This is a genomic window from Cupriavidus sp. IK-TO18 (assembly GCF_015549295.1).
Classification (GTDB): domain Bacteria; phylum Pseudomonadota; class Gammaproteobacteria; order Burkholderiales; family Burkholderiaceae; genus Cupriavidus; species Cupriavidus oxalaticus_A.
The window spans coordinates 240336-264695 of record NZ_JADGMP010000007.1 but is presented as its reverse complement, the minus strand read 5'-3'; the positions used below and the strand labels follow the sequence as shown (position 1 = coordinate 264695).

The 24360-nt window shown below is 66.7% G+C and carries 27 protein-coding genes and 2 tRNA genes; 16 read left to right on the top strand and 13 right to left on the bottom strand.

The features are described 5' to 3' along the window. Positions 1 to 11 precede the first annotated feature (11 nt). A complete protein-coding gene (locus tag IPF36_RS06580) occupies positions 12 to 281 on the top strand; it encodes an acyl-CoA-binding protein (RefSeq protein WP_195427611.1) in 270 nt (89 codons plus the stop codon). Between the two features lie 24 nt (positions 282 to 305). Here the strand turns inward: IPF36_RS06580 and IPF36_RS06575 are convergent, their stop codons facing one another. Next, positions 306 to 1787 (bottom strand): DHA2 family efflux MFS transporter permease subunit, encoded by a 1482-nt coding sequence (locus tag IPF36_RS06575; RefSeq protein ID WP_195427610.1) that lies wholly within the window; start codon positions 1785 to 1787, stop codon positions 306 to 308. After that, positions 1784 to 2254: an SRPBCC family protein gene (locus IPF36_RS06570; RefSeq protein WP_133096362.1), complete on the bottom strand. Its 471-nt coding sequence runs from the start codon at positions 2252 to 2254 to the stop codon at positions 1784 to 1786. The genes IPF36_RS06575 and IPF36_RS06570 overlap by 4 nt, the downstream gene beginning before the upstream one ends. A 143-nt stretch (positions 2255 to 2397) precedes the next feature. Between IPF36_RS06570 and IPF36_RS06565 the strand changes: the two genes are divergently transcribed. The 5 genes from IPF36_RS06565 to IPF36_RS06545 all read left to right on the top strand — a co-directional run bounded on the left by IPF36_RS06565 (position 2398) and on the right by IPF36_RS06545 (position 5356). Further along, positions 2398 to 3072 carry an SGNH/GDSL hydrolase family protein gene (locus IPF36_RS06565; RefSeq protein ID WP_195427609.1) on the top strand — a complete coding sequence of 225 codons (675 nt, stop codon included), beginning with the start codon at positions 2398 to 2400 and terminating at the stop codon, positions 3070 to 3072. A gap of 118 nt (positions 3073 to 3190) precedes the next feature. After that, entirely contained in the window at positions 3191 to 3598 is a 408-nt protein-coding gene (locus IPF36_RS06560) for a VOC family protein (protein WP_135705407.1), read from the top strand. A 567-nt stretch (positions 3599 to 4165) separates the two neighbouring features. Then, positions 4166 to 4978, top strand: a complete 813-nt coding sequence (locus tag IPF36_RS06555; RefSeq protein ID WP_116320578.1) for a MetQ/NlpA family ABC transporter substrate-binding protein — start codon at positions 4166 to 4168, stop codon at positions 4976 to 4978. 72 nt (positions 4979 to 5050) lie between these two features. Beyond that, positions 5051 to 5137: transfer RNA gene (locus IPF36_RS06550), tRNA-Leu, on the top strand. A gap of 132 nt (positions 5138 to 5269) precedes the next feature. Then, positions 5270 to 5356: transfer RNA gene (locus IPF36_RS06545), tRNA-Leu, on the top strand. Positions 5357 to 5414: 58 nt separating this feature from the next. Here IPF36_RS06545 and IPF36_RS06540 read toward each other — a convergent pair. Continuing rightward, positions 5415 to 5636 (bottom strand): DUF1484 family protein, encoded by a 222-nt coding sequence (locus tag IPF36_RS06540; protein ID WP_135705409.1) that lies wholly within the window; start codon positions 5634 to 5636, stop codon positions 5415 to 5417. Positions 5637 to 5975: 339 nt separating this feature from the next. On the opposite strand from IPF36_RS06540, the gene IPF36_RS06535 reads away from it, so the two are divergent. Next, complete coding sequence (locus IPF36_RS06535; RefSeq protein ID WP_133096367.1) at positions 5976 to 7523, top strand: serine hydrolase; 1548 nt, start codon at positions 5976 to 5978, stop codon at positions 7521 to 7523. A gap of 42 nt (positions 7524 to 7565) precedes the next feature. Continuing rightward, positions 7566 to 8435: a metal-dependent hydrolase gene (locus tag IPF36_RS06530; RefSeq protein WP_135705410.1), complete on the top strand. Its 870-nt coding sequence runs from the start codon at positions 7566 to 7568 to the stop codon at positions 8433 to 8435. A gap of 35 nt (positions 8436 to 8470) precedes the next feature. On the opposite strand, the gene IPF36_RS06525 is transcribed toward IPF36_RS06530, so the two are convergent. Continuing rightward, a complete protein-coding gene (locus IPF36_RS06525) occupies positions 8471 to 9562 on the bottom strand; it encodes a mechanosensitive ion channel family protein (RefSeq protein ID WP_133096369.1) in 1092 nt (363 codons plus the stop codon). Positions 9563 to 9862: 300 nt separating this feature from the next. Between IPF36_RS06525 and IPF36_RS06520 the strand changes: the two genes are divergently transcribed. After that, positions 9863 to 10063 carry a hypothetical protein gene (locus tag IPF36_RS06520; protein ID WP_135705411.1) on the top strand — a complete coding sequence of 67 codons (201 nt, stop codon included), beginning with the start codon at positions 9863 to 9865 and terminating at the stop codon, positions 10061 to 10063. A gap of 37 nt (positions 10064 to 10100) precedes the next feature. On the opposite strand, the gene IPF36_RS06515 is transcribed toward IPF36_RS06520, so the two are convergent. Then, complete coding sequence (locus IPF36_RS06515) at positions 10101 to 10583, bottom strand: hypothetical protein (protein ID WP_195427608.1); 483 nt, start codon at positions 10581 to 10583, stop codon at positions 10101 to 10103. A 183-nt stretch (positions 10584 to 10766) separates the two neighbouring features. Between IPF36_RS06515 and IPF36_RS06510 the strand changes: the two genes are divergently transcribed. Then, entirely contained in the window at positions 10767 to 11474 is a 708-nt protein-coding gene (locus IPF36_RS06510) for an HAD-IA family hydrolase (RefSeq protein ID WP_195427607.1), read from the top strand. A gap of 245 nt (positions 11475 to 11719) precedes the next feature. Next, positions 11720 to 12691 carry a tripartite tricarboxylate transporter substrate binding protein gene (locus IPF36_RS06505; protein ID WP_195427606.1) on the top strand — a complete coding sequence of 324 codons (972 nt, stop codon included), beginning with the start codon at positions 11720 to 11722 and terminating at the stop codon, positions 12689 to 12691. 149 nt (positions 12692 to 12840) lie between these two features. Here IPF36_RS06505 and phbB read toward each other — a convergent pair whose 3' ends face one another. The 4 genes from phbB to IPF36_RS06485 form a co-directional block, all read right to left on the bottom strand. After that, positions 12841 to 13584, bottom strand: coding sequence for an acetoacetyl-CoA reductase (gene phbB / locus IPF36_RS06500; protein ID WP_133096373.1), 744 nt, complete (start codon positions 13582 to 13584; stop codon positions 12841 to 12843). A 187-nt stretch (positions 13585 to 13771) separates the two neighbouring features. Next, the gene (phaP, locus tag IPF36_RS06495; RefSeq protein WP_195427605.1) at positions 13772 to 14311 is read right to left on the bottom strand and encodes a TIGR01841 family phasin; all 540 of its coding nucleotides are present in this window, start codon (positions 14309 to 14311) and stop codon (positions 13772 to 13774) included. Positions 14312 to 14598: 287 nt separating this feature from the next. Then, the gene (locus IPF36_RS06490) at positions 14599 to 15513 is read right to left on the bottom strand and encodes a phosphorylase (protein ID WP_195427604.1); all 915 of its coding nucleotides are present in this window, start codon (positions 15511 to 15513) and stop codon (positions 14599 to 14601) included. Positions 15514 to 15569: 56 nt separating this feature from the next. Continuing rightward, complete coding sequence (locus IPF36_RS06485) at positions 15570 to 16304, bottom strand: GntR family transcriptional regulator (RefSeq protein ID WP_135705415.1); 735 nt, start codon at positions 16302 to 16304, stop codon at positions 15570 to 15572. 126 nt (positions 16305 to 16430) lie between these two features. Between IPF36_RS06485 and IPF36_RS06480 the strand changes: the two genes are divergently transcribed. The 3 genes from IPF36_RS06480 to IPF36_RS06470 are packed head-to-tail and all read left to right on the top strand — an operon-like array spanning position 16431 to position 20284. Next, complete coding sequence (locus IPF36_RS06480) at positions 16431 to 17822, top strand: adenylosuccinate lyase family protein (protein ID WP_135705416.1); 1392 nt, start codon at positions 16431 to 16433, stop codon at positions 17820 to 17822. A gap of 47 nt (positions 17823 to 17869) precedes the next feature. Continuing rightward, positions 17870 to 18859, top strand: coding sequence for a tripartite tricarboxylate transporter substrate binding protein BugD (locus IPF36_RS06475; protein WP_135705417.1), 990 nt, complete (start codon positions 17870 to 17872; stop codon positions 18857 to 18859). A gap of 18 nt (positions 18860 to 18877) precedes the next feature. Then, positions 18878 to 20284, top strand: a complete 1407-nt coding sequence (locus IPF36_RS06470; RefSeq protein ID WP_133096378.1) for a lyase family protein — start codon at positions 18878 to 18880, stop codon at positions 20282 to 20284. A gap of 24 nt (positions 20285 to 20308) precedes the next feature. Here IPF36_RS06470 and IPF36_RS06465 read toward each other — a convergent pair whose 3' ends face one another. Further along, the gene (locus IPF36_RS06465) at positions 20309 to 20917 is read right to left on the bottom strand and encodes a cysteine hydrolase family protein (protein ID WP_195427603.1); all 609 of its coding nucleotides are present in this window, start codon (positions 20915 to 20917) and stop codon (positions 20309 to 20311) included. A gap of 178 nt (positions 20918 to 21095) precedes the next feature. Here IPF36_RS06465 and IPF36_RS06460 point away from each other — a divergent pair, with 178 nt between their 5' ends. Beyond that, positions 21096 to 22070, top strand: a complete 975-nt coding sequence (locus IPF36_RS06460) for a GlxA family transcriptional regulator (protein WP_195427602.1) — start codon at positions 21096 to 21098, stop codon at positions 22068 to 22070. 6 nt (positions 22071 to 22076) lie between these two features. Then, positions 22077 to 22436: a hypothetical protein gene (locus tag IPF36_RS06455; RefSeq protein ID WP_218959496.1), complete on the top strand. Its 360-nt coding sequence runs from the start codon at positions 22077 to 22079 to the stop codon at positions 22434 to 22436. A gap of 10 nt (positions 22437 to 22446) precedes the next feature. Here IPF36_RS06455 and IPF36_RS06450 read toward each other — a convergent pair whose 3' ends face one another. The 3 genes from IPF36_RS06450 to IPF36_RS06440 are packed head-to-tail and all read right to left on the bottom strand — an operon-like array spanning position 22447 to position 24359. Further along, positions 22447 to 22902, bottom strand: coding sequence for a PaaI family thioesterase (locus IPF36_RS06450; RefSeq protein WP_135705420.1), 456 nt, complete (start codon positions 22900 to 22902; stop codon positions 22447 to 22449). Between the two features lie 16 nt (positions 22903 to 22918). Next, entirely contained in the window at positions 22919 to 23710 is a 792-nt protein-coding gene (locus tag IPF36_RS06445; RefSeq protein WP_135705421.1) for an enoyl-CoA hydratase/isomerase family protein, read from the bottom strand. Then, a complete protein-coding gene (locus IPF36_RS06440) occupies positions 23697 to 24359 on the bottom strand; it encodes a 4-carboxy-4-hydroxy-2-oxoadipate aldolase/oxaloacetate decarboxylase (RefSeq protein ID WP_195427702.1) in 663 nt (220 codons plus the stop codon). The genes IPF36_RS06445 and IPF36_RS06440 overlap by 14 nt, the downstream gene beginning before the upstream one ends. Position 24360 lies beyond the last annotated feature (1 nt).

The following is a 24360-nucleotide window of genomic DNA, read 5'->3' as shown; positions in this document are numbered from 1 at the left end:
CGGAGAACCCCATGAGCGACCTGCAGGCACGCTTCGACCAGTCCCAGATCGACGTCAAGCAACTGAGCGAGCGCCCCAGCAACATGACCCTGCTGCGCCTGTACGCCCTGTTCAAGCAAGGCAGCGAAGGCGACGCCCACGGCGACAAGCCGGGCATGGCCGACTTTGTCGGCCGCTACAAGTTCGATGCCTGGGAAGCGCTGCGCGGCACCGCGCGCGAGCAGGCGATGGAGCAGTACATCGCGCTGGTGGAAGAACTGCGCAGCGGCGCGGCCAGCTAAGCCCTGCCACGCCAGCCGGCGGCCTCAGCCCGCCGGCAGCGGCCTTGGGCGGATACGCCAGGCCGCGAAGATCGCACTGGCGATCACCACCCCGACCGCCAGGAAAGTCTCATCGAAGGCGCGGATGCGCGCCGCCTGCAGCGCGGCGTCGCCCGCCTGGCCCAGCACCGCGCCGTGCTGCGTCAGCCGCCACTGCAGCCCCACGCCGGCAAGGCTCACGCCGATCGCGCCGCCCAGCTGACGGATAAAGTTGATGCAGCTCGACCCCTGCGCGATCAGCGAGAAATCCACGCCCCGCATCGATCCCAGCGTCAGCGACGGCAAGATGCAGCCGAGCCCGATCCGCCCCAGCACCGCCAGCGCGACCAGCAGCAGATACGGCGTAGAAGGCGACCCCAGCGCCATCAGCAGGAACGACAGCGCCAGCAGCGCCAGCCCGAACGATACCTGGACATGCGGCGAGATCCGGTGCGTGAAGCGGCCCGCCACGGCGATGGTCAGCGCCAGCATCACGCCCGCCGGCAGCAGCACCAGGCCCGCGCGCGAGGGCGTGTACTCCAGCGCCATCTGCATGTAGACCGGCAGCAGGTAGGTCGAGCCGAACAGGCCCGCACCGTAGATAAATGCCACCACCGCGCCCGCCGCGAACTGCCGGTAGCTGTACAGCCGCATGTTCATTAGCGGATGGGGCGCGCGCAGCTGCCACAGCACGAACGCCGCCAGCATCAGCACGCCGAAGCCGGCCAGCGCCATGCCCGCGGCCACGCTTTCGCGCATTTCGACCACGCCGTTGAGCAGGCTCACGGTCGCCACGCCGGCCAGCGCCAGGCCGCGCCAGTCCAGCGGCTCGCGCTCGCCCATCATGATCGAATCCACCGCCATGAAGCGCCGCGCCATCGCCGCGCCGAGCAGCGTCAGCGGCACCACCACGAAGAAGATCGAGCGCCAGCCGAACGCCTCGACCAGGAAGCCGCCCAGGCTCGGCCCCAGCGCCGGCGCCAGCACCACGCCGAAGCCGAACATGCTGATGGCCTTGCCCTGCTCGCGCTCCTCGAACACACGCAGGATCAGGATATTGGGCAGCGGCTGCATGATGCCGGCGGCGGCGCCTTCGGCCACGCGCATGGCGATCATCACGCCGTAGGTCGGCGAGAACCCGCCGAACAGTCCGCCCGCGCCCAGCAGCAGCAGCGACCCCAGGAAGGTGCGGCGCAGCCCGTAGCGGTTGAGCAGCCACGGCGTCAGCAGCATCGACAGCGTCATCGCGATCATGAAGCTGGCCGCGACCCATTGCGCGCGCTCCTGCCCCAGCACGAAGTGCCGGCTCAGGTCGGGGATGGCAACGTTGATGATGGTGGACGAGACGATCGACGAGACCGTGCCCAGCATCAGTGTCATCAGCACCAGCCAGCGCAGGCGGTCGCCATAGCGCTCACGCAGCGCCGCCCGGGTCGGCCCGCCCGGCTGCTTGCCGGACGTCTCCGGCGCGACGGGGCCCTCGCTCACCCCAGCCGCCCGGTGTCGGCGATCTCGCGGATCTTGCGGACGGTGTCGAGGTCGGCCTCGTGATAGGCGGACTTGACGATCTCGGCGTAGCGGTCGTCGCCGCTGGCATCGACGGCCGGCATGGTGGTGTCGTAGGTGAAGCGCAGCAGCAGCGCGCCCGGGCCGGGGGTCTCGATCACCATGGTCAGCGTGCCCCCGGCGTGCTCGGCAGTGGCTGCGGTTTCGTAGCGCACCTGGCGGCGCGGCTCGAACACGACGCGGTCATGGATGGACGCCTCGCCGAAATGCAGCACGCGGTCGATCCAGTTGTCGCCGCGCGCCACCACTTCGGCACTGTCCAGGCCCAGCACGAACAGTTCGGGAGACTCGGCGCGCAACACCAGGCCTTGCCAAAGCTGGTCGGGTGTCAGCGGATCCAGCTGGGGGTTGCCGGGATCATTGATTTCCACCAAGTGCTCGAAACGCAACTTCTCTCTCCCTGTCTTCAATAAGTCGATATTATGAAGTCTCCGCGTGTTCGGAAGACGTTTTTGTCTGCGCGGTGCAACATTGCCGAGGCAGCCCTCTCGCCGGATATCGACCGATCATCATGTTGACTGGAGTACCGCGCATGCCTGCCGCGTCGCTAGCAGACACCGATCCGCTGCAAGTCCTTGTCTATGCCGATTCACTGTCCTGGGGGATCGTCCCCGGCACGCGCCAGCGGCTGCCGTTCCCGGTGCGCTGGCCGGGCCGCCTGGAACTGGCGCTGAATGCCGACCGCGGCACGCCGGTGCGCATCATCGAAGACTGCCTGAACGGCCGCCGCACGGTCTGGGACGATCCCTTCAAGCCGGGACGCAACGGGCTGCAGGGGCTGGCGCAGCGTATCGAGATCCACTCGCCGCTGGCACTGGTGGTCTTGATGCTGGGCAACAACGATTTCCAGTCGATGCATCCGCACAATGTCTGGCACGCCTCCCAGGGCATCGGCGCCCTGGTGCAGGCCATCCGCAGCGCACCGATCGAACCGGGCATGCCGGTGCCATCCGTACTGGTGGTGGTGCCGCCGCCGATCCGCACGCCGCGCGGGCCGCTGGCGCCCAAGTTTGCCGGTGGCGAGCATAAATGGACCGGCCTGCCGCAGGCGGTTGCCGAACTCTGTGCGCAGCTGGATTGCCCGATGTTCGATGCCGGCACGGTCATCCAGAGCAGCGCCGTCGACGGCGTGCATCTTGACGCGGACGCCCACGTGGCGCTTGGCGACGCATTGCATCCTGTCGTTCGCGAACTGCTGCCGCGCTGACCCCCGCGTCTCGGCACTCCTTCAGCGGCCGGCTGAAACATCACTCCTGACAGCAGTTGTCAGGAGGGCCGGCGCACAATGCGGCCGCTCTCACTCGGAACGCCGCAAGGAGGCTGTCATGGAGTTGCTGATCAATATCGATGTCGACGACCTCGCGCGCGGCATCGCCTTCTACGAGCAAGGCCTGGGGCTGAAGCTGCAGCGTCGGCTGTTCGACGGCACCGTCGCTGAAATGCTGGGCGGCAATACGCCGATTTACCTGCTCGCCAAACCCGCCGGCACCCGCCCTACCAGTCGTTCGGATACCCGGCGCGATTACCGGCGGCATTGGACGCCGGTGCATCTCGACTTTGTCGTGGCCGACCTCGAAGCCGCGATCGAACGGGCGCTGGAAGCCGGGGCCGAGATCGAGGACTGGCCGCAGGATTTCGACTGGGGCAGGCAGGCTACGTTGTCGGATCCGTTTGGGCATGGGCTTTGTTTTGTTGAGTGGAGGGGTGAGGGGTATGGGGTGGTGGCGGGCTGAATGACCGGTTTGCCGCTATCAAAGCCTGGCCTTGTCGCGGCTGGTGACATGTTGTCGGCCATTGAACCGCCTGGTTCCGCCCTCCTGGGCGGGTCACTTTTTGTCCAAGCGACAAAAAGTAACCAAAAAACGCGTCGCCTGAGCGGCTGGCTATCAATTTAGCTGCGTGCGTGGTTCGGGCGGTGGTGATTTCCGTTCGATGTGGATGGTGGTTCGAACCTGCTACGCCAGGTGAGTTTGGGATAGTGGCTACGTCGTCCCACTATTGGACGATCCCCATGCAGGGCGTAGGCCGCCTGCTAAATGCGTTATCGGTGGGACGCCTTCGGCTGCGCTGCGCGCCGTCCCTGGTGTGGCAGGACGCCGCGCCCAGCATAGCGCCATTTAATGCCGGCATTCGCCTTTAGGTAGGATTCATAAGCATATGAAAAAGAAATAGACGCCAGATCCGTTCCTGTTGCGCGGTTTTAGCGCAATTGCGTTAATCTGTGGCCTCGCCTGCGTAGACAATCCCTGCCAAGGCGTACCTGTCTCTCTCGCCACATAATCAAAACATACAGAACTCCTATGCGCAGCACCTCCCTTATCAAGCGCCTGGCGGTTGCCGTCTCCGCAATCGGCTTTATCGCCGCCGGCAGCGCCTCGGCCCAGGAACAGACCATCCGCGTCGGCACGGTCAGCGGTCCGGACGCGGAAGTCTGGCAAGTCGTACAGAAGGTCGCCAAGCGCAACGGCCTGAACGTCAAGGTCGTGGAATTCAACGACTACGTGCAGCCCAACGCCGCGCTGGATGCAGGCGACCTGGATGCCAACAGCTTCCAGCACCAGCCCTACCTGGACAGCCAGGTCAAGCAGCGTGGCTACAAGATGCAGAGCGTCGGCTACACCTATATCTCGCCGCTGGGCATCTACTCGAAGAACCTGAAGTCGCCCAAGGACCTGCCGCAGGGCGCCAAGGTGGCGGTGCCCAACGACCCGTCCAATGAAAACCGCGCGCTGCTGCTGCTGCAGTCGCAGGGCGTGATCAAGCTCAAGGCCGGTGCCGGCACCAATGGCAACAACGCCACGCCGCTGGACGTGGCCGAGAATCCCAGGAAGCTGAAGATCGTGGAACTGGACGCTGCGCAATTGGCGCGCGCCCTGCCCGATGTCGGCGCCGCGGTGATCAACACCAACTACGCGCTGGCCGCCGGCCTGCAGCCGACCAAGGATGCGATCGCACTGGAAGACATCCACAGCCCGTACGCCAACATCATCGTGGTGCGCACGCAGGACAAGGACAAGCCGTGGGTCAAGAAGCTGGTTGCCGCCTACCAGTCGGAAGACGTGCGCCAGTTCATGAAGGCCCAGTTCAAGGGCGCGATGGTGCCGTCGTTCTGACCGGACGCGCCTGGCTCTGCAACTTCGTGCTTGCAAATTCCGCCGCCTTCGGTAGAATGCGGCGCTCACCTTGCCCAGGTGGCGGAATTGGTAGACGCACTAGGTTCAGGTCCTAGCGGTGGCAACACTGTGGAGGTTCGAGTCCTCTCCTGGGCACCAGAAGGTTTCAAGCGAGAAGCCCGCACGAATGTGCGGGCTTTTTGTTTTTGCGCCGACTGATATGAATTTTGGACACGGTGCTTCCGGGCCTTGCAAATTCCGACGCGCCGTGTAGAATGCGGCGCTCACCTTGCCCAGGTGGCGGAATTGGTAGACGCACTAGGTTCAGGTCCTAGCGGTGGCAACACTGTGGAGGTTCGAGTCCTCTCCTGGGCACCAAAGGTTTCAAGCGAGAAGCCCGCACGAATGTGCGGGCTTTTTGTTTTTCCGGAACCTGTCAATCAATCCGCCGAGCAAAGCTCCGACGCCGCCAAGTCCATTGCGACTTGACCATTGCCAACAGGCAATGGATATCATGCGTCGACTCTGATCGCTCGCTCTCCTTCTCCAGCAACAACAAGATGGCGCTCAATCCGGCGCTAATTCGCTCCAGCGATTCCGCCGTCCCGGGCGGGACAATGTTGAGTACGTCTGTGGTGTGATAACTGCGCGTATGCATAGCATTCTTCCTCCGACAAGAGAAACGCCGCCGATCTGGTTCAGACAGGAGGTGGCGGGCCTGACAACGGGGGTGACAACCGGTGAACCGAGGGAAAACCGGCCAGCCATGCGGCTGCCCCGCCCGGCCCGCCGTGGAAACGGCTTGCTCGCGCGATTCTTACCAAACTCCCTTGGTTCCTTCGGGTTGTCACGCCCGCCTCACCGAACCCCTCGGTGAGGCTTCCAGTCTCCCGCCCTGCCGTCAGGGCGTACATGAGACGCTTCGCATTCATTGCCCGCATCCATCGCCTACAGTAAATCCGACAGGCGCCATAGCGCCGCCGTCGGGAGACCTGCCGTGGGCAAACTGAAAGAGCGTCGCCGTTTCCTGGGAGCCGCGCTGAGCGGCCTGCTCGCACCGGCCCTGCCCGCCTGCGGCGGCGATGACGATCCCGCGCCGCCGCCGGATCCGGTTCCCGAAGCGCAGATCACCGCCGCCATCGCGCAGGTCGATACGCTGGCCGCCAACCTGATGGCCAGCTCGGGCGTGCCCGGCATGGCCATCGCGGTGGTGCGCGGCAACCGGGTCGTCTACGCCAGGGGCTTCGGCCGCCGGCTGGTCACCGATCCCGCGCCAGTCGATGCCGATACCGTGTTCCAGCTGGCGTCCGTGTCGAAGTCCATCGGCGCCACGGTGGTGGCGCGGCAGGTGGGGCGCGGCAGCATCGGCTGGGACACCCCGGTCATTCAGCACCTGCCATGGTTCGCGCTGGCCGATGCGGAAACAACAGAAGCCGTCACCATCGGCGACCTTTATGCGCATCGCTCCGGCCTGCCCGACCATGCCGGCGACCGCCTCGAGGACATGGGCTACGACCGCCGAGAAGTGCTGACGCGCCTGCGCTTCCTGCCGCTGCATCCGCTGGGCGCGGTCTACGAGTACACCAACTTCGGCATGACCGCCGCCGCCGATGCGGTGGCCAGCGCCGCGGGCATCGACTGGGCCACGCTGTCCGAGCAGGCCATCTACCAGCCGCTGGGCATGACCCGCACCAGCTCGCGCTACGCCGACTTTGCCGCGCGCGACAACCGCGCGCTCGGCCACGTCAAGGTCAACGGCACCTGGGTGCAGGGCATGGGCACCATGCCCGATGCGCAATCGCCCGCGGGCGGCGTCAGCGCCTCGGTCAACGACCTGGCGAAATGGCTGATCATGGTGCTGGCCAAGGGCGAGTTCGCCGGCCAGCGCATCGTCGATGCGGCGGCCCTTGCGCCGGCGCTGTCGCAGCAGATGCAAAGCGGCCCGCCCGTGCAAGGCCGCCCTGCGAGCTACTACGGCTACGGCTTCAATATCGGCACGACCGAACTGGGGCTGACCAACTACAACCATTCCGGGGCCTTCGCGGTCGGCGCGGCGACCAGCTTTACCGCGGTGCCGTCGCTGAACCTGGCCATCGTCACGCTGACCAACGGCTACCCCATCGGCATCCCGGAAACATTGAATGCGCAGTTCTTCGATCTGGTCCAGTACGGCACCTTCCGCCGCGACTGGGGCGCGATCTTTGCCGAGGCCTTCGCGCCCTTGCTGCTGCCCGAAGGCAGGCTGGTCGGGCAGTCGCCGCCGGCAAGCCCGTTGCCCGCGCGGGCGTTGTCAACCTATGCCGGCACCTATCGCAACGACTATTACGGCCCGCTAGTGGTCGCCGAGCAGGGCGGCGCGCTGGTGATGACGCTGGGCGCGAAACCGCTGGTCCTGCCGCTGACGCACTGGGACGGAGATGTCTTTACATTCACGCTAAATAACGAGAACGCCAATCCCGGCACCATCTCCCGGGCAGAATTCTCCAGCGACCGGGTATGGCTGGAGTATTACGACCACGAAGGGCTCGGCGTTTTCGTCCGCTAAGCCTTGCCGCAAACCCATGACTCCGCCACGGAAGGAATGACCATGATCAGATTCCGCGCAGTCGTACTCACCGCCGCCGTCGCCACACTCGCCGCCTGCGGCACGCCCACGCCGACACCGACCGCGGTTACGCAGGTACCCACCCCCACCACCGCCGCCGGCAAGACTGAAGTCCTGTGGCTCGGCCAGTCCGCGATCCGCATCACCTCGCCGGGCGGCAAGGTCATCGTCATCGATCCGTGGCTCACCACCAACCCAAAGACCCCTGCAGGATTCAAGCAGCTGACGTCGCTGGGCAAGGTCGACCTGATCCTGGTCACCCATGCGCATAGCGACCATCTTGGCGACGCCCCCGCGCTCGCGCAGCTCAACAACGCGCCGATCTACAACGCAGGCGGCATGGGGCAGGCACTGATCAACCTCGGCATGGTCCCGGCCGCGCTGGTGCAGCGCTTTGGCAAGAGCGGCACCGTGATGCCGTTCGGCCAGACCGGACCCAAGATCACCGCGGTACACGCCGAGCACTCGTCCGAACTGGTGATGAAGAACCCGGCCACCGGCAAGGACGAAACCCACTATGGCGGCGAACCGGTCGGCTACATCGTCGAGATGGAGAACGGCTTCCGCATCTGGCACATGGGCGATACCGGCCTGTTCGGCGACATGCGGCTGATCGGCGACCGCTACCGCCCCGACCTGGTGCTGATCCCGATCGGCGACCACTTCACCATGGGGCCGCAGGACGCGGCGATCGCGGTGCGCGACATGATCCGGCCTCGCTTTGCCATCCCGATCCACTATCAGACTTCACCGCAGCTGCGCGGCACGCCGGAGGAATTCACCACCGCGCTGGGCGCCGGCGCGGTCACGCGCGTGATCGTGCCGCAGCCGGGAGAAAAGGTAGATTTCTGATTCGCACGGCAAGGGTCGTTGCCGTGCACACCGCTTTACGCCATGTGCACGGCGGCGCCGCGAACCGCGGCATCTCCCTTGCCCTCACCCTCCCCTTCAATGCGAAGGCGAGGCAGGAACTGCGGATACTCGCGCTGCATGAAGTCGATCAGCCCTTCGCGCACGACGCAGCGCAAGTCCCACGCCAGGCCGGATGACGCCGCGGTGCACAGCACGCGCAGCTGCATGGTGCGCTCGGTCGCATCGGTCACCACCAGGTTGAAGAAGCGCCGGTCCCATTCGGGCGCCGCGTGGACGATGCGCTCCAGCTCCTTGCGCAGCGGTGCCAGCGGCATGCCGTAGTCCACGTGGAAGAACACCGAGCCCAGCAGCTCCGCGCTGCTGCGGGTCCAGTTCTGGAACGGCTTCTCGATGAAGTACTGCAGCGGAATGATGAGGCGGCGATCGTCCCAGATCCGCAGCACCACGTAAGTGCCGGTGATCTCCTCCACGCGGCCCCACTCGCCCTCGACGATCAGCACATCGTCCAGCCGGATCGGCTGGGTCAGCGCCAGTTGCAGGCCGGCGATCAGGTTGCTGAACACCGGCTTGGCGGCAAAGCCCGCGATCAGGCCGACCACGCCGGCCGAGGCCAGCAGGCTGGCGCCGACCTGCCGAGCGCCGGGGAAGGTCATCAGCACCATCGACGCGCCGATCACGATCACCAGCGACATGGCGATGCGCGAAAGCACCCGAGTCTGCGTGTGGATGCGCCGCGCGCCCATGTTGTCCGCCACATCGACCGGGTGCCGTTCCAGCACGCCCTGCGCAAAGCCCGCAATGACGCGCGCCGCCAGCCAGGTCATGGCGATGATCATCAGCAGGCCGTTCAGATGACGCACGTTGTCGATCCAGCGCAGGTCGTCCGGCGCCGCCTGCCAAACTGCCTGCAACGCCAGCAGCGGCAGCACCGCCTTGGCCGGCGCGCGCGACTTGATCGCGATGGCATGCAGCACCGGCGTGGCGCGCGTAATGCGCAACAGCACCAGGCCGCCAAGGCGATGCGCGATCAGCGCGACGATGACGGCGACCAGCGCGGCGGTCCACGTGCCGAACCAGGGATGATCGAGGAGGAGGTCAAGGTTCATGCGTCGTCCTGTTCATTGCGGGTTGCACGGTTATGGAGCTAACGACACCCCGGCGGCGCGAAAGTTCGGCTCGTGCCACGTCACCGGAGCGCGGGAACAGAGATGTTAGAACACGCCTGTTACCGCATCGCCCGCGACGGGTTTCATTTCTACAACGGGCGGCAAGATGTTCAGCGGGAGGCACGGAAACCCAGGGCGCAACGCCCTCCGGCACAGCTCTGCCGGAGTCTGCAGCGCCCTGCCCGCCACGGCATGGATGTTGCAACTCCATCGGTTCCGGCCAACCCACAGGAGAGCGATATGGCAACGCAGAAGGAACAGCGGAATGCGCCTGGGGCCCAGCCCAATCCGGGCGTCAGGACCGACCGCGACGCGCGCGACATCAAGAGCCGCAGCGAAGATCCGGGCCAGAGCAGCTATGGCGGCTTCAAGAACCAGGACCCAAGCAGGCAACACCAGGGCGATGCAAGCCGCAAGCCGGGTCAGCGGCAGGGCAAGTAGCCAGCGCTTGCATTGAAGACGACCACGCGTACGCGCGCTATTCCGCGTGCACGCGGTGGTCGGCCGCGCGCCATTGCCGCCGCTGCCGGCGCCAGCGATTCATCGCAGCGATGCCGAGCCGCCACAACCGGCGCGGGTGCGCATGCGGGTGCGGATGCGGATCGACCAGCAGGCTCAGTGCACGCGCGTAGTCACGCACCAGCCCCGGCGTCCACGCCATGGTCTTGCCGCGCTTGCGGATCTGTGCGGCCAGCCATAGCTCCGGCATGCACAGCGTCTGCAGCAGCAGCGTCCACGACTGCCGCTGCCCTCGCCTGCGCATCAAGGCGCCTTCCACCGCGGCTTCGAGCGCGCGCGCCACGCTGACGGCGCAATTCCGGTAGGTCAGGTTGTACGTCGTATCTGCGCACCACGCATGCCAGAAGCGCTGCAGGCGCGCGGCATCGTAGTTGCGCAGGTGCACGCGCACGGTGGAGTCGCCGCGCCGCGACGCCTCGGTCGCATAATCGGGCTCGAACACGCTGGCGGATTCTAGCCACAAGATGCGGGCGGTGCGAGATTATGGCGCGGCCGGCACATCGGAAACGGCCGGCGGAAATGGCCGGCGGAAATGGCTGGCGGAAACGAGCGACGGAAACGGGGCCCGCGCGGTGGTAAGCTACCAGACCCCATCGCCCTCGCCAATCCGCAGCGTCCCCGCCCCATGCGCCTGTCCAAGGTCTCCGCCATCTCCTTCGATCTCGACGACACCCTGTGGCCGTTCGGCCCCGCCGTGGCCCGCGCCGAGGCGACGCTGCTGGCCTGGCTGCTGCAGCACGCGCCGAAGACAGCCGGGGTGCTGACCTCGCCCGCGGTGCTGCGCGACCTGCGCGCGAGCTATGAAGGCCGCAACCCGCACCTTGCGCATGACTACCGTGCGCTGCGCCTCGGCTCGATCCTGCTGGCGCTGGAGATGGCCGGCGCGGACGCTAGCCTGGCAGAAGACGCATACGACGCCTTCTTTGCCGCGCGGCAGCAGGTCGAATTCTTCGAGGACGCGCTGCCCGCGCTGGAATGGCTCAGCGAACGCTTCCCGCTGGTGGCCGTGTCCAACGGCAACGCCGACCTGAAGGTCACCGGCGGCCATCACTTCTTCCGCGCGGCGCTCAGCGCCGGAACGTTCGGCACGGCCAAGCCGGCGGCGGCGATCTTCCATGCGGCGGCCGCGGCAGTCGACACGCCGCCGGAACAGATGCTGCATGTCGGCGACGATCCCGACCTCGACATCGTCGGCGCACTGGGCGCGGGGCTGCAGGCCGCGTGGCTGGTGCGCCCGGACGGCCCGCACACGGCGCAATGGCAACGCGGCGGCGCGCGCCCGCACCTGATCCTCAGCGACCTGCAATCGCTCTGCCGCGCGCTGGCCGGCTGAGCGCGCCAACGCAACAGGACCCACGCTGCCCGAAGGCGATATCGGGCCAACGCATACCTAATATGCGAAAATGTCGGCTCGCGACCAGGGCCGAGACCCCTGCGCTTGCCTCGCCACCGCACGATCCAGACGTTCCCCGCCATCCGCTCCGGGCCGTTCCAGTGCCCGACACCGCCGCAATCCGACAGGTTCACAGGCAGCAAGCCAGGGTCCGCCCCGCAAGATTTCGATCGAGGAGAAACAAGATGTTGAAGGCCCTCTTTGCCACCCTGCTGGTGGCATGCGGACTGACGAGCGCCCACGCGCAGACCCCGGCCAGCTTTCCGACCAAGCCGATCCGGCTGGTGATCCCGTTCCCGCCCGGCGGCGGCACCGACATCCTGTCCCGCCTGGTGGCAACGCAGGTCGGCCAGGCCACCAAGTGGAATTTCGTGCCGGACAACAAGCCGGGCGCCGGCGGCACGCTGGGCATCGCCGAGGCGGTCCGGGCAGCGCCGACCGGTTATGAGCTGGTGATGGGCCAGAAGGACAATCTGGTGGTCGCGCCGTGGCTGTACAAGTCGGTCACTTATGTGCCGACCCGCGACCTGGTCGCGATCAGCCATGTCGCCTACACCCCGATCGTGATCGTCACGTCGGCCAATTCGCGCTTCAAGACGCTGGCCGACGTGGTCACCGCCGCGCGCAGCGCACCGGGCGCGGTCAAGTATGGTTCGCCCGGCAACGGCACCACCATCCACCTGGCTGCCGAGATCTTCAGCCATGCGGCGGGAATCAAGCTGCTGCACGTGCCCTACAAGGGCTCCAACGCGGCGATGATGGACGCGCTGGCCGGCAACGTCGACCTGATGGTGGCATCGGTGCCGTCGGCGCTGGCGCAGGTCAAGGCGGGCAAGCTGCGCGCGCTGGCCGTGACCTCGGCCACGCGCAGCACGTCGCTGCCTGACGTGCCCACCGTGGCGGAAAGCGGCTACAAGCAGGTGGACGTCAGCACCTGGTACGGCCTGTTCGCCCCGGCCAGGACGCCGCCCGAGGTGGTCAACCGCATCCATGCCGAAGTGAACAAGGTCCTGGCCACGCCGGCGATGATCCAGGCGATCCAGGAGCAAGGCGCGGAAGCCAAGCTGATGACGACCAGGGAGTTCTCCGACCTGGTGCAGTCGGACTACAAGAAGTGGAAGGACATCGTCGAGCGTTCGGGCGCGAAGCTGGAGTAAGGCCGGCGCGCCGCCACCGGGTTCGTTGCCAAGGAATGCCCGCCGCGGATCACGGCGGGCATTTTCTTTGGAATCCGAGGCCGGCAATCACGGCTGCCGCATAGCCGGCGATATAGCCATTGACGGCGCCCCGACCGCCCATCCCTACGTCAGTCCATATGCTGACCGCCGTTGATGGCGAGATTCGCACCAGTCAGGTAAGCCGCATCCTCCGAGCAAAGGAAAGCGACCAGCCCCGCCACTTCCTCGGGCTTGCCCAGGCGCCCCATCGGAATCTGCGGCAGGATCTTGCTGTCCATGATCTCCTTCGGCACGGCCGTCACCATCTTGGTGGCCAGGTAGCCCGGCGATACCGTGTTGACCGTCACGCCTTTCCTGGCGACCTCCAGGGCCAGGGCCTTGGTGAAGCCATGCATGCCGGCCTTGGCCGCGGAATAGTTGGTCTGGCCAAAGGCGCCCTTGGAAGCGTTGACTGACGAGATGTTGATGATCCGGCCCCACCCGCGCTCCACCATGCCCTCGCAGAGGGGCTTGGTGACATTGAACACGGAGTCGAGATTGGTCCTGATCACCGCATCCCAGTTTGGCTTGTCCATCTTCCTGAACGCCATGTCCCGCGTGATGCCGGCGTTGTTCACCAGGATGTCGACGCGGCCGAACTCGGCCAGGATTCGTGCCATGCCTGCCTGGCAGCTCTCGTAGTCCGCCACATCGACCTCGTACGCGCGGATCTCGCGGCCGCCGGCGGCCATGGATGCCAGCCATTCCTGGACCTTGGTGTTGCCCGGCGAATGCGTGACCACCACCGTATAGCCCGCGTCATGCAAGCGGATGGAAATGGCCTCTCCCAGGCCACCCATGCCGCCGGTAACCAATGCGATTTTCTTCGTCATGCTGATTCTCTCTTCTTGCAAAGTAAAAGACCCCTGACCTGCCGGGAATGGCAGGCCGACTTAACGGCTTACCGCAACGGCTGCAGCCCCTGCCGGCGCCATGCGGCAAGGGGGGAGCCGATCGATGGCCGAGTTTCTTCTTGGATGGATACCGGCCAGGCCGGCGCGCGCCGCTCGATCCGGCGGACTAGCGCTGCGTTGGCTGGCGATCCGGGCCCGTAGCCGCGCCGGGGGTTGCGGTAAACGTGGCGGAAGCCAGGCCGGCCAGCTGCTGGCTCAGGGCTTGCGCGGCGCGGTAGGATTGCGTGGCGTTATCTAATGTCGCCTGCAGCGTGGCGGAAATGGCTTCGGAACCGGCCGGGGCATTTTTCACGAAGGCATCGACGAAGGCCTGCACATTGCGCTGCTGCTGCTCGTATTGCTCTTCAACGGCCCTGGCCAGGTCGGCCTGGGCCTGCGATGCGATCTCGCACACGTGGCGCGCATACTCGATGGCTTTGTCCGCAGCAGACTGCGGCACATTGGCTTGAACTGACAAGCCGAGATCTTTGTTGGCCGACACGGCCTGCAGGATTACCTGCCCTTCAGCCATCGCTGCCTTGGCTGCCTGCAGGTTCAATTCCGTCAGCTTCTGGATCCCTTCGAGGGTGGAGTTCGACAGCTTGGCCAGGTTGTTCAGGTTGTTCTTATGGACTGCCGCAAACTGATCGGACGTAAAAAAGGACATGGATTGGGTACGCCTCTTGTAGTCGCCGGGTGTCGCCTGCCGCAAGGCTACAAGGCACCGGTCGAGCATGGTTTTCCAAACGGTGATGGCCCTTGATGCACTGCACAAAGACCAACGCAAAGATTAGAGGGCTTACTCTAATTTCGTCCCTAGGGACTTACCAGAGGTGAAGTGGAGTTCACGCCTTAATGTGCGTCAAACGTCATGTATATAACATTTACTTACATAATAGCGTTGCGTTGACAGCGCACAAAACGAACTGGCGTGTCCTGCCGGGCACTGCGTGTCTATCCCTCCCCATCCGGCCCACCGGCTGCCGCGGCGCGCCGGAGGAGACTCATCGGACCAAGCCTCTCAACCGTACGCCGCTGCGCTGCATCCCGGACAAACAACGAGCCGGCAAATGCGAGGGCATTGAGCGGGATGCCTTCCACGCATTCCCTGGCCCTGCGCACCAGCAGCAGCCCGGCAGGCATGACCAGCAGGTTGTATGGCGCCGACTGAAGCAATATGCCATCGACATGCAGCGTCCGTACGCCAACTGAATCGAGCAATGTGCGGTAGCGCTCCCAGGCCGTGCAAGCCAGCTCGTGCGGGGGCGCCGCAACCAGGTCCAGTGGTGCGAATGCGTGCGCAAACGGAAGGCCCGGGACGGCGCGGATGGCGCCTGGGTCGCCGCTGATCCGCGCCGGCTGCAGCAAGGCATCGACCGGCAATGGACTGCCTGCGGCCAGAGGCAGCGGCACGAGCTGCAGGTGCTTGTGGGCCTGGCTCGCACCGGCGGCCGCCCCGCCGTTGTAGAAGCCCAGGCTTGGGAACTCCGCCATGCAAGCAAGCAGTGCGGCAAAGTCCGGGAGGGTCAGTAGTGATTCCTGCGGTTCGAAGCAGCGGGTGACGATCAGCAGGTGATGTTCGATGACGTAGAACTTGTTCAGCAGGGCCACATGGCCTTCGGAGATATCCGTGACAAACAGTTCAGCGTCATAGGGCAGGAACGGATTGCCGCCGGCACTGCCCCCCTTGCGAGCCTTGTCCTTGCTCCGCAGGCTCGACACCTCGCGCACCAGGAAGCGCACGCCGCCGTCCTCGATTACCGTCTGGATGGTCTCGATCGGACATAATGCGCCGCTCTGCAGGGCGTGCGCTGTCCGTCGGACAATGGCCGGCCAAAGTGTGCCTGGCTGAAAGTGTGGATGGTGCATGTCCGCTGGCGCTCCCACTTCAGCATAGAGCCGCCGCACGGCGGCTGCGGCAATCCCTACCCCGCCGAGCGCTGCAAGCGCATCGAAACAGAAAAACTGTCGGCGGGGTGTACCGTAACCGAGACTTCGAAGGTCTCGCCGGCGGCGTCCAGGTAGCGCCGCACGATCTTCAACGCGGCCGCGCCAGGTTCCAGCCTGAGCGCTTCGGCGATGCGCCCCTCACCGAGCGCAAACGCGCGCACGTCCTGGCGGATCTCCGCGATCTGCCGGTCATAGCGCGACTCCATCAGCGTGCTGACCAGCATGTCCGGCGACGCGCGCACCAGTTCGCCAAGCTCGGCATAGGCAGGATCCACGTAGATGTCGGTCCATGCCATCGGCGTGCCGCCCTCGCCGCCATCCATCCGCAGGCTGGAAATCCGCAGCCAGCGCGCACCCGGCTCGCAGCCGATCTCGGCCGCCACCTCGGCGGTCACCGCGACCTCATCCACCGACTGCACCACGCGCAGGTGCTCGGCGGCGAACTGCATCAGGTCGTCCACCGACGCCAGCGAGGGCCGGAACACCGGCCGCGGCCGCGCCGATTCCACGCGCGTGCCCACGTTCTTGCGCCGCGACACCAGCCCCAGCTGCTGCAGTTCCTGCAACACCGCGCGGATGGTGTAGCGGCTGGCCTGGTACTGCTCGCACAGCTCGAATTCGGTGGGCAGCAGCGATCCGACCGCGTAGCGGCCGGAGGTGATGCCCTCGATAAGTTGTTTGCTGATCTCTGCCGGATTGGTTTTGCTCATGACCGCCTGCCCGCGGCCTCGTAGGACACGGGTTTACCCTCCTTTCCTAAATATGTTCGAACATATTTAATGGTGGATATGTTCGAACATATTAACGAACTACCCTCTTTTCCTCAAGGTAGCCCCATGACCCTGTTCCTTGCCCCTACGGCCAGTACTGTCGTTGACTCGATCCTGTTCCGCGATGCCTTCGGCACCGCCGGGATGCGCCAGATTTTCTCCGATGTGGCCCTGATCCAGCGCTATATCGACGTCGAGGTCGCGCTGGCCAAGGCCGAGGCCAGGGTCGGCATCATCCCCGCGGAAGCGGCCGAGGTCATCGCCCGCGAGTCGCGCCTGGAGCGCATCGACTTCGACCACATGCGCGAGGAAACCGACATTGTCGGCTATCCGATCCTGCCCCTGGTACACCAGCTGGTGGCGATGTGCGGCGACGCCGGACGCTATGTGCACTGGGGCGCCACCACGCAGGACATCATGGACACCGCGGTCGCGCTGCAGGTGCGCGACGCGCTCGACAGCATCGACGCCGATATCCGCGCGCTGCGCGGCATCCTGGCCGACCTGGCGGTCAGGCACCGCGACACGCCGATGGCCGGCCGCACCCACCTGCAGCAGGCGCTGCCGGTGACCTTCGGCTACAAGGCGGCGATCTGGCTGGCCATGTTCGACCGCCACCAGCAGCGCCTGGCCGAACTGCGTCCGCGTGTGGCCGTGGTCGAGTTCGCGGGCGCGGCCGGCACGCTGGCATCGCTCGGCCGACAAGATGGCAACAAGGGCTTCGCAGTGCAGGAAGCGCTGGCGCAGGAGCTGGGCCTCGGCGTGCCGGCCACCACCTGGCACGTGGCACGCGACGGCTTTGCCGAAGCGGTCAACCTGCTCGCGCTCATCACCGGCTCGCTGGGCAAGATCGCGCTCGACATCATGATCATGGCGTCGACCGAATTCGCCGAGGTGTACGAGCCCTTCGTCAAGGGCCGCGGTGCCAGCAGCACCATGCCGCAGAAGCGCAACCCGATTTCCAGCGAGCTGATGCTGGCCGCATCCAAGGCGGTGCGCCAGCACGCCGGGCTGATGGTCGACGCGATGGTGCAGGACTTCGAGCGCGCCACCGGACCCTGGCATGCGGAATGGATTGCCATCCCCGAGAGCTTCATCCTGACCGCCGGCGCGCTGCACCAGGCGAAGTTCGCGCTGGGCGACCTGGTCGTCGACGAAGCCCGCATGAAGCACAACCTGGGTATCACCAACGGCCTGATCGTGGCCGAGGCTGTGATGATGGGGATGGCCCCGCATATCGGCCGCCAGCAGGCCCACGACGTGGTCTACGACGCCTGCCGCACGGTCAACGAGCACGGCGGCACGCTGGCCGACGCGCTGGCCGCGCTGCCGGCCGTGACGAAGCACTTCGACCGCGCCGCCATCGACCGGATGACCGATCCGGCCAACTACCTCGGCCTCGCGCCGCAGATGGTCGACCGCGCCGTCGCGCTGTCCCGAAAGCAATCCGCGGCCTGAGGCAGCAGGCCGACCCGCATTACCAATCAATCCAAGGAGACAAAGCCATGAACCCCATCCGCAAAGTGGCCGCCTGCGCGGCACTGGCACTCGCCACGGCCGTGGCCGCAACCCCGGCACTTGCACAGGCCTGGCCCAGCAAGCCGATCACCTGGATCGTCCCGTTCGCGGCCGGCGGCCCCACCGATGCGCTGGCGCGCACCATTGCCGAGCGGGTCTCGCGCGAGGTCGGCCAGTCGATCATCATCGACAACTCGCCGGGCGCCGGCGGCACCGTCGGCACGGCCAAGGCGGCGCGCGCGCCGGCTGACGGCTACACCATGCTGGTCGGGCACATGGGCTACATGGGCGCCGCGCCGGCGTTGTACAAGAAACTGTCCTACGACCCGGTCAAGGACTTCGCGCCGGTGTTCCGCTTCCCGGATACGCCGATGGTGCTGATGGTGCGCAAGGACCATCCCGCGAAAAACGTGCGCGACCTGGTCGAGTTCGGCAAGAAGAACCCCGGCAAGCTCAACCTGAGCAATGCCGGCATGGGCTCCACCTCGCACCTGGTGGCGGCGCTGTTCGCGGCGTCGGCGGGCATGCAGGTATCGCTGGTGCCGTACAAGGGGGCCGGCCCGGCGCTGATCGACGTGATCGGCGGGCAGGTCGACGGCATGTTCGACCAGACCAATACGGCGCTGCCGCAGATCACCGAATCCAAGGTGCGGCCGCTGGCGGTCACCTCCGCGACCCGCGTGGCGCAGCTCAAGGACGTACCCACGCTGGCCGAATCGGGACTGGCCGGCTTCGAGGCCAGCACGTGGTACGGCATCTACGCGCCCAGGGGCACGCCGCAGGCCGTCATCGACAAGATGCAGCAGGCCTACCTGAAGGTCATTGCCGACAAGGCCTTCACCGGCAAGATGACCGCGCAGGCGATCCAGATGCTGCCGCCTGAGCAATACACCGCCGGCGCGCTCGGCAAGCACACCCAGGCCGAGATCACGCGCTGGAAGGCAGTGGCGGCCAGGGCCAATATCTCGCTGGACTGAGCGCTGGACTGAGCAACCATGACAGCATATCGCGTAGAACACGACGCCTTCGGTCCGCTCGACATCCCCGCCGACCGCTACTGGGGCGCCCAGACGCAGCGGGCGCTGGCGATCTTCGAGATCGGCGAAGAGCGTTTTCCCGACTGCCTGGTCCATGCCTTCGGCGTGCACAAGATGGCGGCGGCCAGGGCCAACCTGCGTTGCGGCGCGCTCGACGCCGCCATTGCCGAGGCGATCGTCGACGCCGCCGCCGAGCTGCGCTGTGGCCGCTTCGACAGCCATTTCCCGCTGACGATCTGGCAGACCGGATCGGGCACGCAGACCAACATGAATGCCAACGAGGTCATCGCCAACCGCGCCAACGAGCGGCTGGGCCAACCCCTGGGCACGCGCGCGCCGGTGCACCCGAACGACCACGTCAACGCGTCGCAGTCGTCCAACGACAGCTTTCCGACGGTCATGCACCTGAGCGCGGTGCTGGAACTGGAAGACCGGCTGCTACCTGCCCTGGTGATGCTGCGCGACACCCTGCGCGAGCGCGCCCTGGCCTTTGCCGATATGCTCAAGATTGCGCGCACGCACCTGATGGACGCCGTGCCCATGACCATGGGGCAGGCGTTCGACGGCTTTGCCGCGCAGGTAGACAACGCCATCGAACGCGTGCGCGGCGCCCTGCCGCGCCTGCTGGTGCTGCCGCAAGGCGGCACCGCGGCCGGCACCGGCCTGAACGCCCCGGCGGGTTTTGCCGAGGCCTTCTGCGAGGAAGCCAGTCAGCTCACCGGCCATTCCTTCCGCTCCAATCCCTGCAAGGTCGAGGGCATGGCCGCGCACGATGCGCTGGTCGAGCTGTCGGGCGTGCTCAACGTGATCGCCGTCTCCCTCACCAAGATCGCCAACGACCTGCGCTGGCTGGGCTCGGGCCCGCGCTGCGGGCTGGGCGAGCTGGTGCTGCCGGACGATGGCCTGACTTCGTCGATCATGCCCGGCAAGCGCAACCCGACCATCGCCGAGGTCGTGGCGCAGGCCGCCATGCAGGTGGCCGGCAACCACGTCACCGTGACCATGGCGGGCGCCTCCGGCAGCTTCGAACTGAACGTGGCCAAGCCGGTGCTGATCTACAACGTGCTGCAGTCGATCCGCGTGCTGGCCGATGGTGCGCGCGTATTCGCCCTGCGGCTGGTGCAGGGGCTGGCGGTCAACGCCGAACGGCTGGCGCGCAACCTGGACAACCCGCTGCTGGCGGTCACCGCGCTCAACCCGGTGCTGGGCTATGACCGCGCGGCGCAGATCACCAAAGTCGCGCTGGCACAAGGCGTCTCGCCGCGGGAAGCGGCGATTGCGCTGGGATTGCTGAGCGGCGAGGCATTCGACCGACTCGTGGATCCGGTGCGGTTGGCAAAGGGACACGCCACGGGGCAACAGTAGGCAGACGACCGCGCAGCGCCGCGGTCAGACCACCGGCAGCTTCAGCACCTGCTCCGTCGTCAGCACATCGCCAAAGGTATCCTCGATGCTCGCCAGCGCCGCCTGGTGCAGGTCACGATGCCGCACCACGCCGCCGGGCCGGTCCAGGTCGCGCGTCGCGCAGGCGTCTTCCGCCACGATCACGCCATAGCCCAGCGGCACCGCGTCGCGCGCGGCGCCAGCGACGCAGGCGTGCGTCATCAACCCGGTGATGACCAGCGTCCTGATGCCGGCGGCCTTGAGGCGCTGGTCCAGGTCGGTGGTCGGAAACACGCTAACCGAAGTCTTCTGCACCACCGTATGGTGGCCTGCGGGCTGCAGGTCCTGGTGGAACGCCGCGCTGGCGCCCTGCTCCGCAAAGACGGGGCTGCCCGCCGGCGCCAGGTGCTGGACGTGGAACACGGGAATGCCGGCGGCGTCCGCATGCGCCACCAGGCGCTGCGCGTTGCCGAGCGCGGCCGCGCCATCCGGGATCGGCAGCTTGCCGTCGAAGTATTCGTTCTGGAAATCGATCACCAGCAGCGCCGTGCTGGCGGCTGCGATCGCGGTGGGGGCGCTGGCACCGGCCAGGGTGCGGATCGTCGGGTGTGTCATCGTTGTCCTCGCTGTCTTCATCGTGATGGAAGGGAGCGCGCCTGCCTGGCGGGATTGCCGCCATGGCACATCGCTGCACGCAGTTTCCAACGACCGCCGCCGCCCCGAAAGCGTCCCGATGGACAACATCCGCTAGAATCGGGCCAACTTCAGACGCCCCCCTGCCTGCGAGGAAGCGATGCACACCGTCGCCGTGATTGCCTTCGAAGGCATCAGCCCGTTTCACCTGTCCGTGCCCTGCATCGTGTTCGGCGACGATCTCGCCAATCTGGGCGTGCCGCGCTACCGACTGCTGATCTGCGGCGAGCAGACCGGCCTGATCCGGACCATGTCGGGCTTCCGCATCGAGGTCGAGCACGACCTCTGCGCGCTGGAACAGGCCGATACCGTCATCATGCCGGCCTGGCGCGACCCGGCGGAACGTCCGTCGCCGGCCCTGCTGGCGGCGCTGCAGGCCGCCAGCGCCCGCGGCGCGCGCATCGCCGGGCTGTGCCTGGGCACCTTTGTGGTCGCCGAGGCCGGCCTGCTCGACGGCCGGCCGGCGGCTACCCACTGGGTCTGGGCCGATGACTTCGCCGCGCGCTATCCCAGGGTCCGGCTCGACCGCCGTTCGCTCTATATCGACGATGGCAGCATCCTCACGTCGGCGGGCACCGCCGCCGCGCTGGACTGCTGCCTGCACCTGGTGCGCCGCGACCATGGCGCGGACGTCGCCAACCGCGTGGCCCGCCGCATGGTGGTGGCGCCGCACCGGCATGGCGGGCAGGCGCAGTACATCGAGCAGCCGCTGCCGCAGACGGCCGGCGCCGACAAGCTGAGCACCACGCTCGATTGGGCCATCGAGCACCTGGAACAGCCGCTGACGCTTGACCTGCTGGCCGACAAGGCGGGCATGAGCCGGCGCAATTTCACGCGGCGCTTCAAGGCCAAGACCGGCACCACGGTGACGCAGTGGGTGCTGAACCACCGGCTCACCGCGGCGCAGCGGCTGCTGGAGACCACCAGCAAGAGCATCGACGTGATCGCCGGCCTGGTCGGGTTCGGCTCGGCGGTTTCGTTGCGCCAGCACTTTGCCCAGACCTTTGCCATTTCACCTTCCGCCTACCGCAAGCAGTTCGGCACCACAGCGCCGTCAGGCCGTGCCGCTGCATAACCCGTCATGACCCGCTTTCTCCGCTTCCGCTTTTTCCGCTCCCGCTTTGTGCGCTGCTGCATTGCCGCCATTGCCGTTGCGCTCGCCGGCACCGCCCATGCTGCGACCGATATCGACTGCGACCCGTCGGCCGCGCCCGCGGGCCACGCGCCCTCGCAGCGGCTGATCTGCGAGTCGGCGCTGTTTTCGATGGGCTATCAGCGCATTTATGCCGACCAGCAGCGGCAGCTGAAGGCCGGCACGATCACGGAGGCCGAGGTTGCCGCGTTCCGCAAGAAGCGTGACGGCTGCGAGACGGCGGCATGCCTCGACGCCGTGTTCCGCGAATGGCGGACGTTCGCGGCGCAAGCGGGCGGCAAGCGCTGAAGGCTGCCGCTCAGCCCGATGCCCGGCTGACGAGCATGCACGTTGCCGTCGCGGTGGCGACCGCCCGGCCGTCCTGCAGCAGCTCCGCCGCAACGTAACAGACGTTCTTGCCGCGGCGCTCCAGCCTGGCGCGCCCGAGCAATTCGCCTGCTCTGGCCGGCCGCAGGAAGGAGAGGTTGAGGTTCAGCGTTGCACAGAATTCCTCAGCGCCCAGCGTAGCCGTCACCAGCATGGCAGTCACGTCGTCGAGCATCGCTCCCAGCATGCCGCCCTGCACCTGGCCGGCCGGGTTCAGGAAAGCCGGCGTGGCCTGATAGGCGGATTCCAGCGTTCCCGCTTGCAGGTCGACCGCGCCGATATTGCCGCCAAGCAATGCGCAGATCGGCGGTGGCGGCACCTGCCCGCGCCGCATCCTGGCAAAGTAGTTGTCCGAGGCTTTTTCCAACGATGTCGACAACGATGTCATTCCCTATCCTCTCTTCTCAGCAGCCGCGAAAGCGCGGCGCGCGCTTTTCCAGCCAGGCCTGCGCGCCTTCGCGCAGGTCTGCGGACGCATCGGCGCGCGCAATGTCGGCGGCAATCTCCGCCGGATCGAGCGTGCCGGCCGCGATCCGGTTCAGGTATCGCTTCATGCCAAGCAGGGCCAGCGGCGCCATGCCGGCCAGCTTTTCGCTCAACCCGGCGGCCTGCACCTGCAGCGCTTGCGCATCCGCCGCCACGCGGTCAAGGAAGCCGCATGCCAGCATCTGCGCCGCATCAAGCCTGTCGGCCGCCAGCAGCACGCGCTTGGCCGTGGCCAGGCCCAGCCGGGCCACGTATCGCTCCAGCCCGCCGCGATAGAACAGCAGCCCCAGCCGCGCCGCCGGCACGAACATGTCGACGCCCTGCGCGCCCAGCCGGAAATCGCAGGCCAGCGCGAGGTCGGTAGCGCCCCCGTACAGGCCGCCCTGGATCACCGCGATGGTGACGGGCCGTGCCGCTTCGAGCGCGTTGGCGAGGGCTTCGAAGCGCTCGCCGGCGTTGCTGCCACCGACCTTTCCGATATGGAAGCCGCTGCAGAAATGCTTGCCCTGCGCCTCGATCCGCAGCACCAGCACTTCGTCGCGGGCATTGATGGCGGCGATGTGCTCGCGCATCAGGTCGAGGTCTTCCGGCTCGAGGCGGTTCGCGACCTCGGGCCGGCGCAGCGTGATGACCGCCACCGCACCGTCGATGGCAAGCGCCGGCGGCTGCCCCGGCGCGGTCGCGCTGGCCTTACCGTCAGTGGAAGCCATAGATCTGCATGGTCGATTCGCCCGCGCGCACGCGGCCGAGGATGGCGGCTTCGGCAGCTTCGCGCCGCTGCGCGCGCGCCACCACGTCGGCCGCGCTCCGCCGCGGCACGACCACCACGCCATCCGCGTCGCCCACGATCAGGTCGCCGGCTTCCACGCGGGTTTCGCCGAACAGCACCGGCTCGTTGAGCCAGCCGATGGCGCCATAGTCCTTGCCGGTGCCGCGTATGCACAGCCCGCGCGCAAAGACGGGGAGGCCGATCTCGTCGAGCAGCACGCCGTCGCGCACGCAGCCGTCGATTACCAGTCCCGCCAGGCCCTTCACCTTGGCGGCAGTGGTCATGATCTCGCCCCAATAGCCGTGCTCGTAGGCGCCGCCGACATGGACCACCAGCACATCGCCGGGCCGGGCGGCTTCGATGGCGCGATGCAGCCACAGGTTGTCGCCACCGGGCGAATGCACGGTCAGCGCCGGGCCGCACAGGCGGAAGCGGGGCGCCACCGGCTTGATCACCGGCGGCAGCACGCCGATCTTGCCGCCTGCCTCGTGCAGCGTGGCGGTTGGCAGCGTCGCCGCGGCCACGACGACCTCCGCCGGCACGCGTTCGAAATCCGCACGCGTGGTGCTGGCTGCGTCATGTTCCTTCATG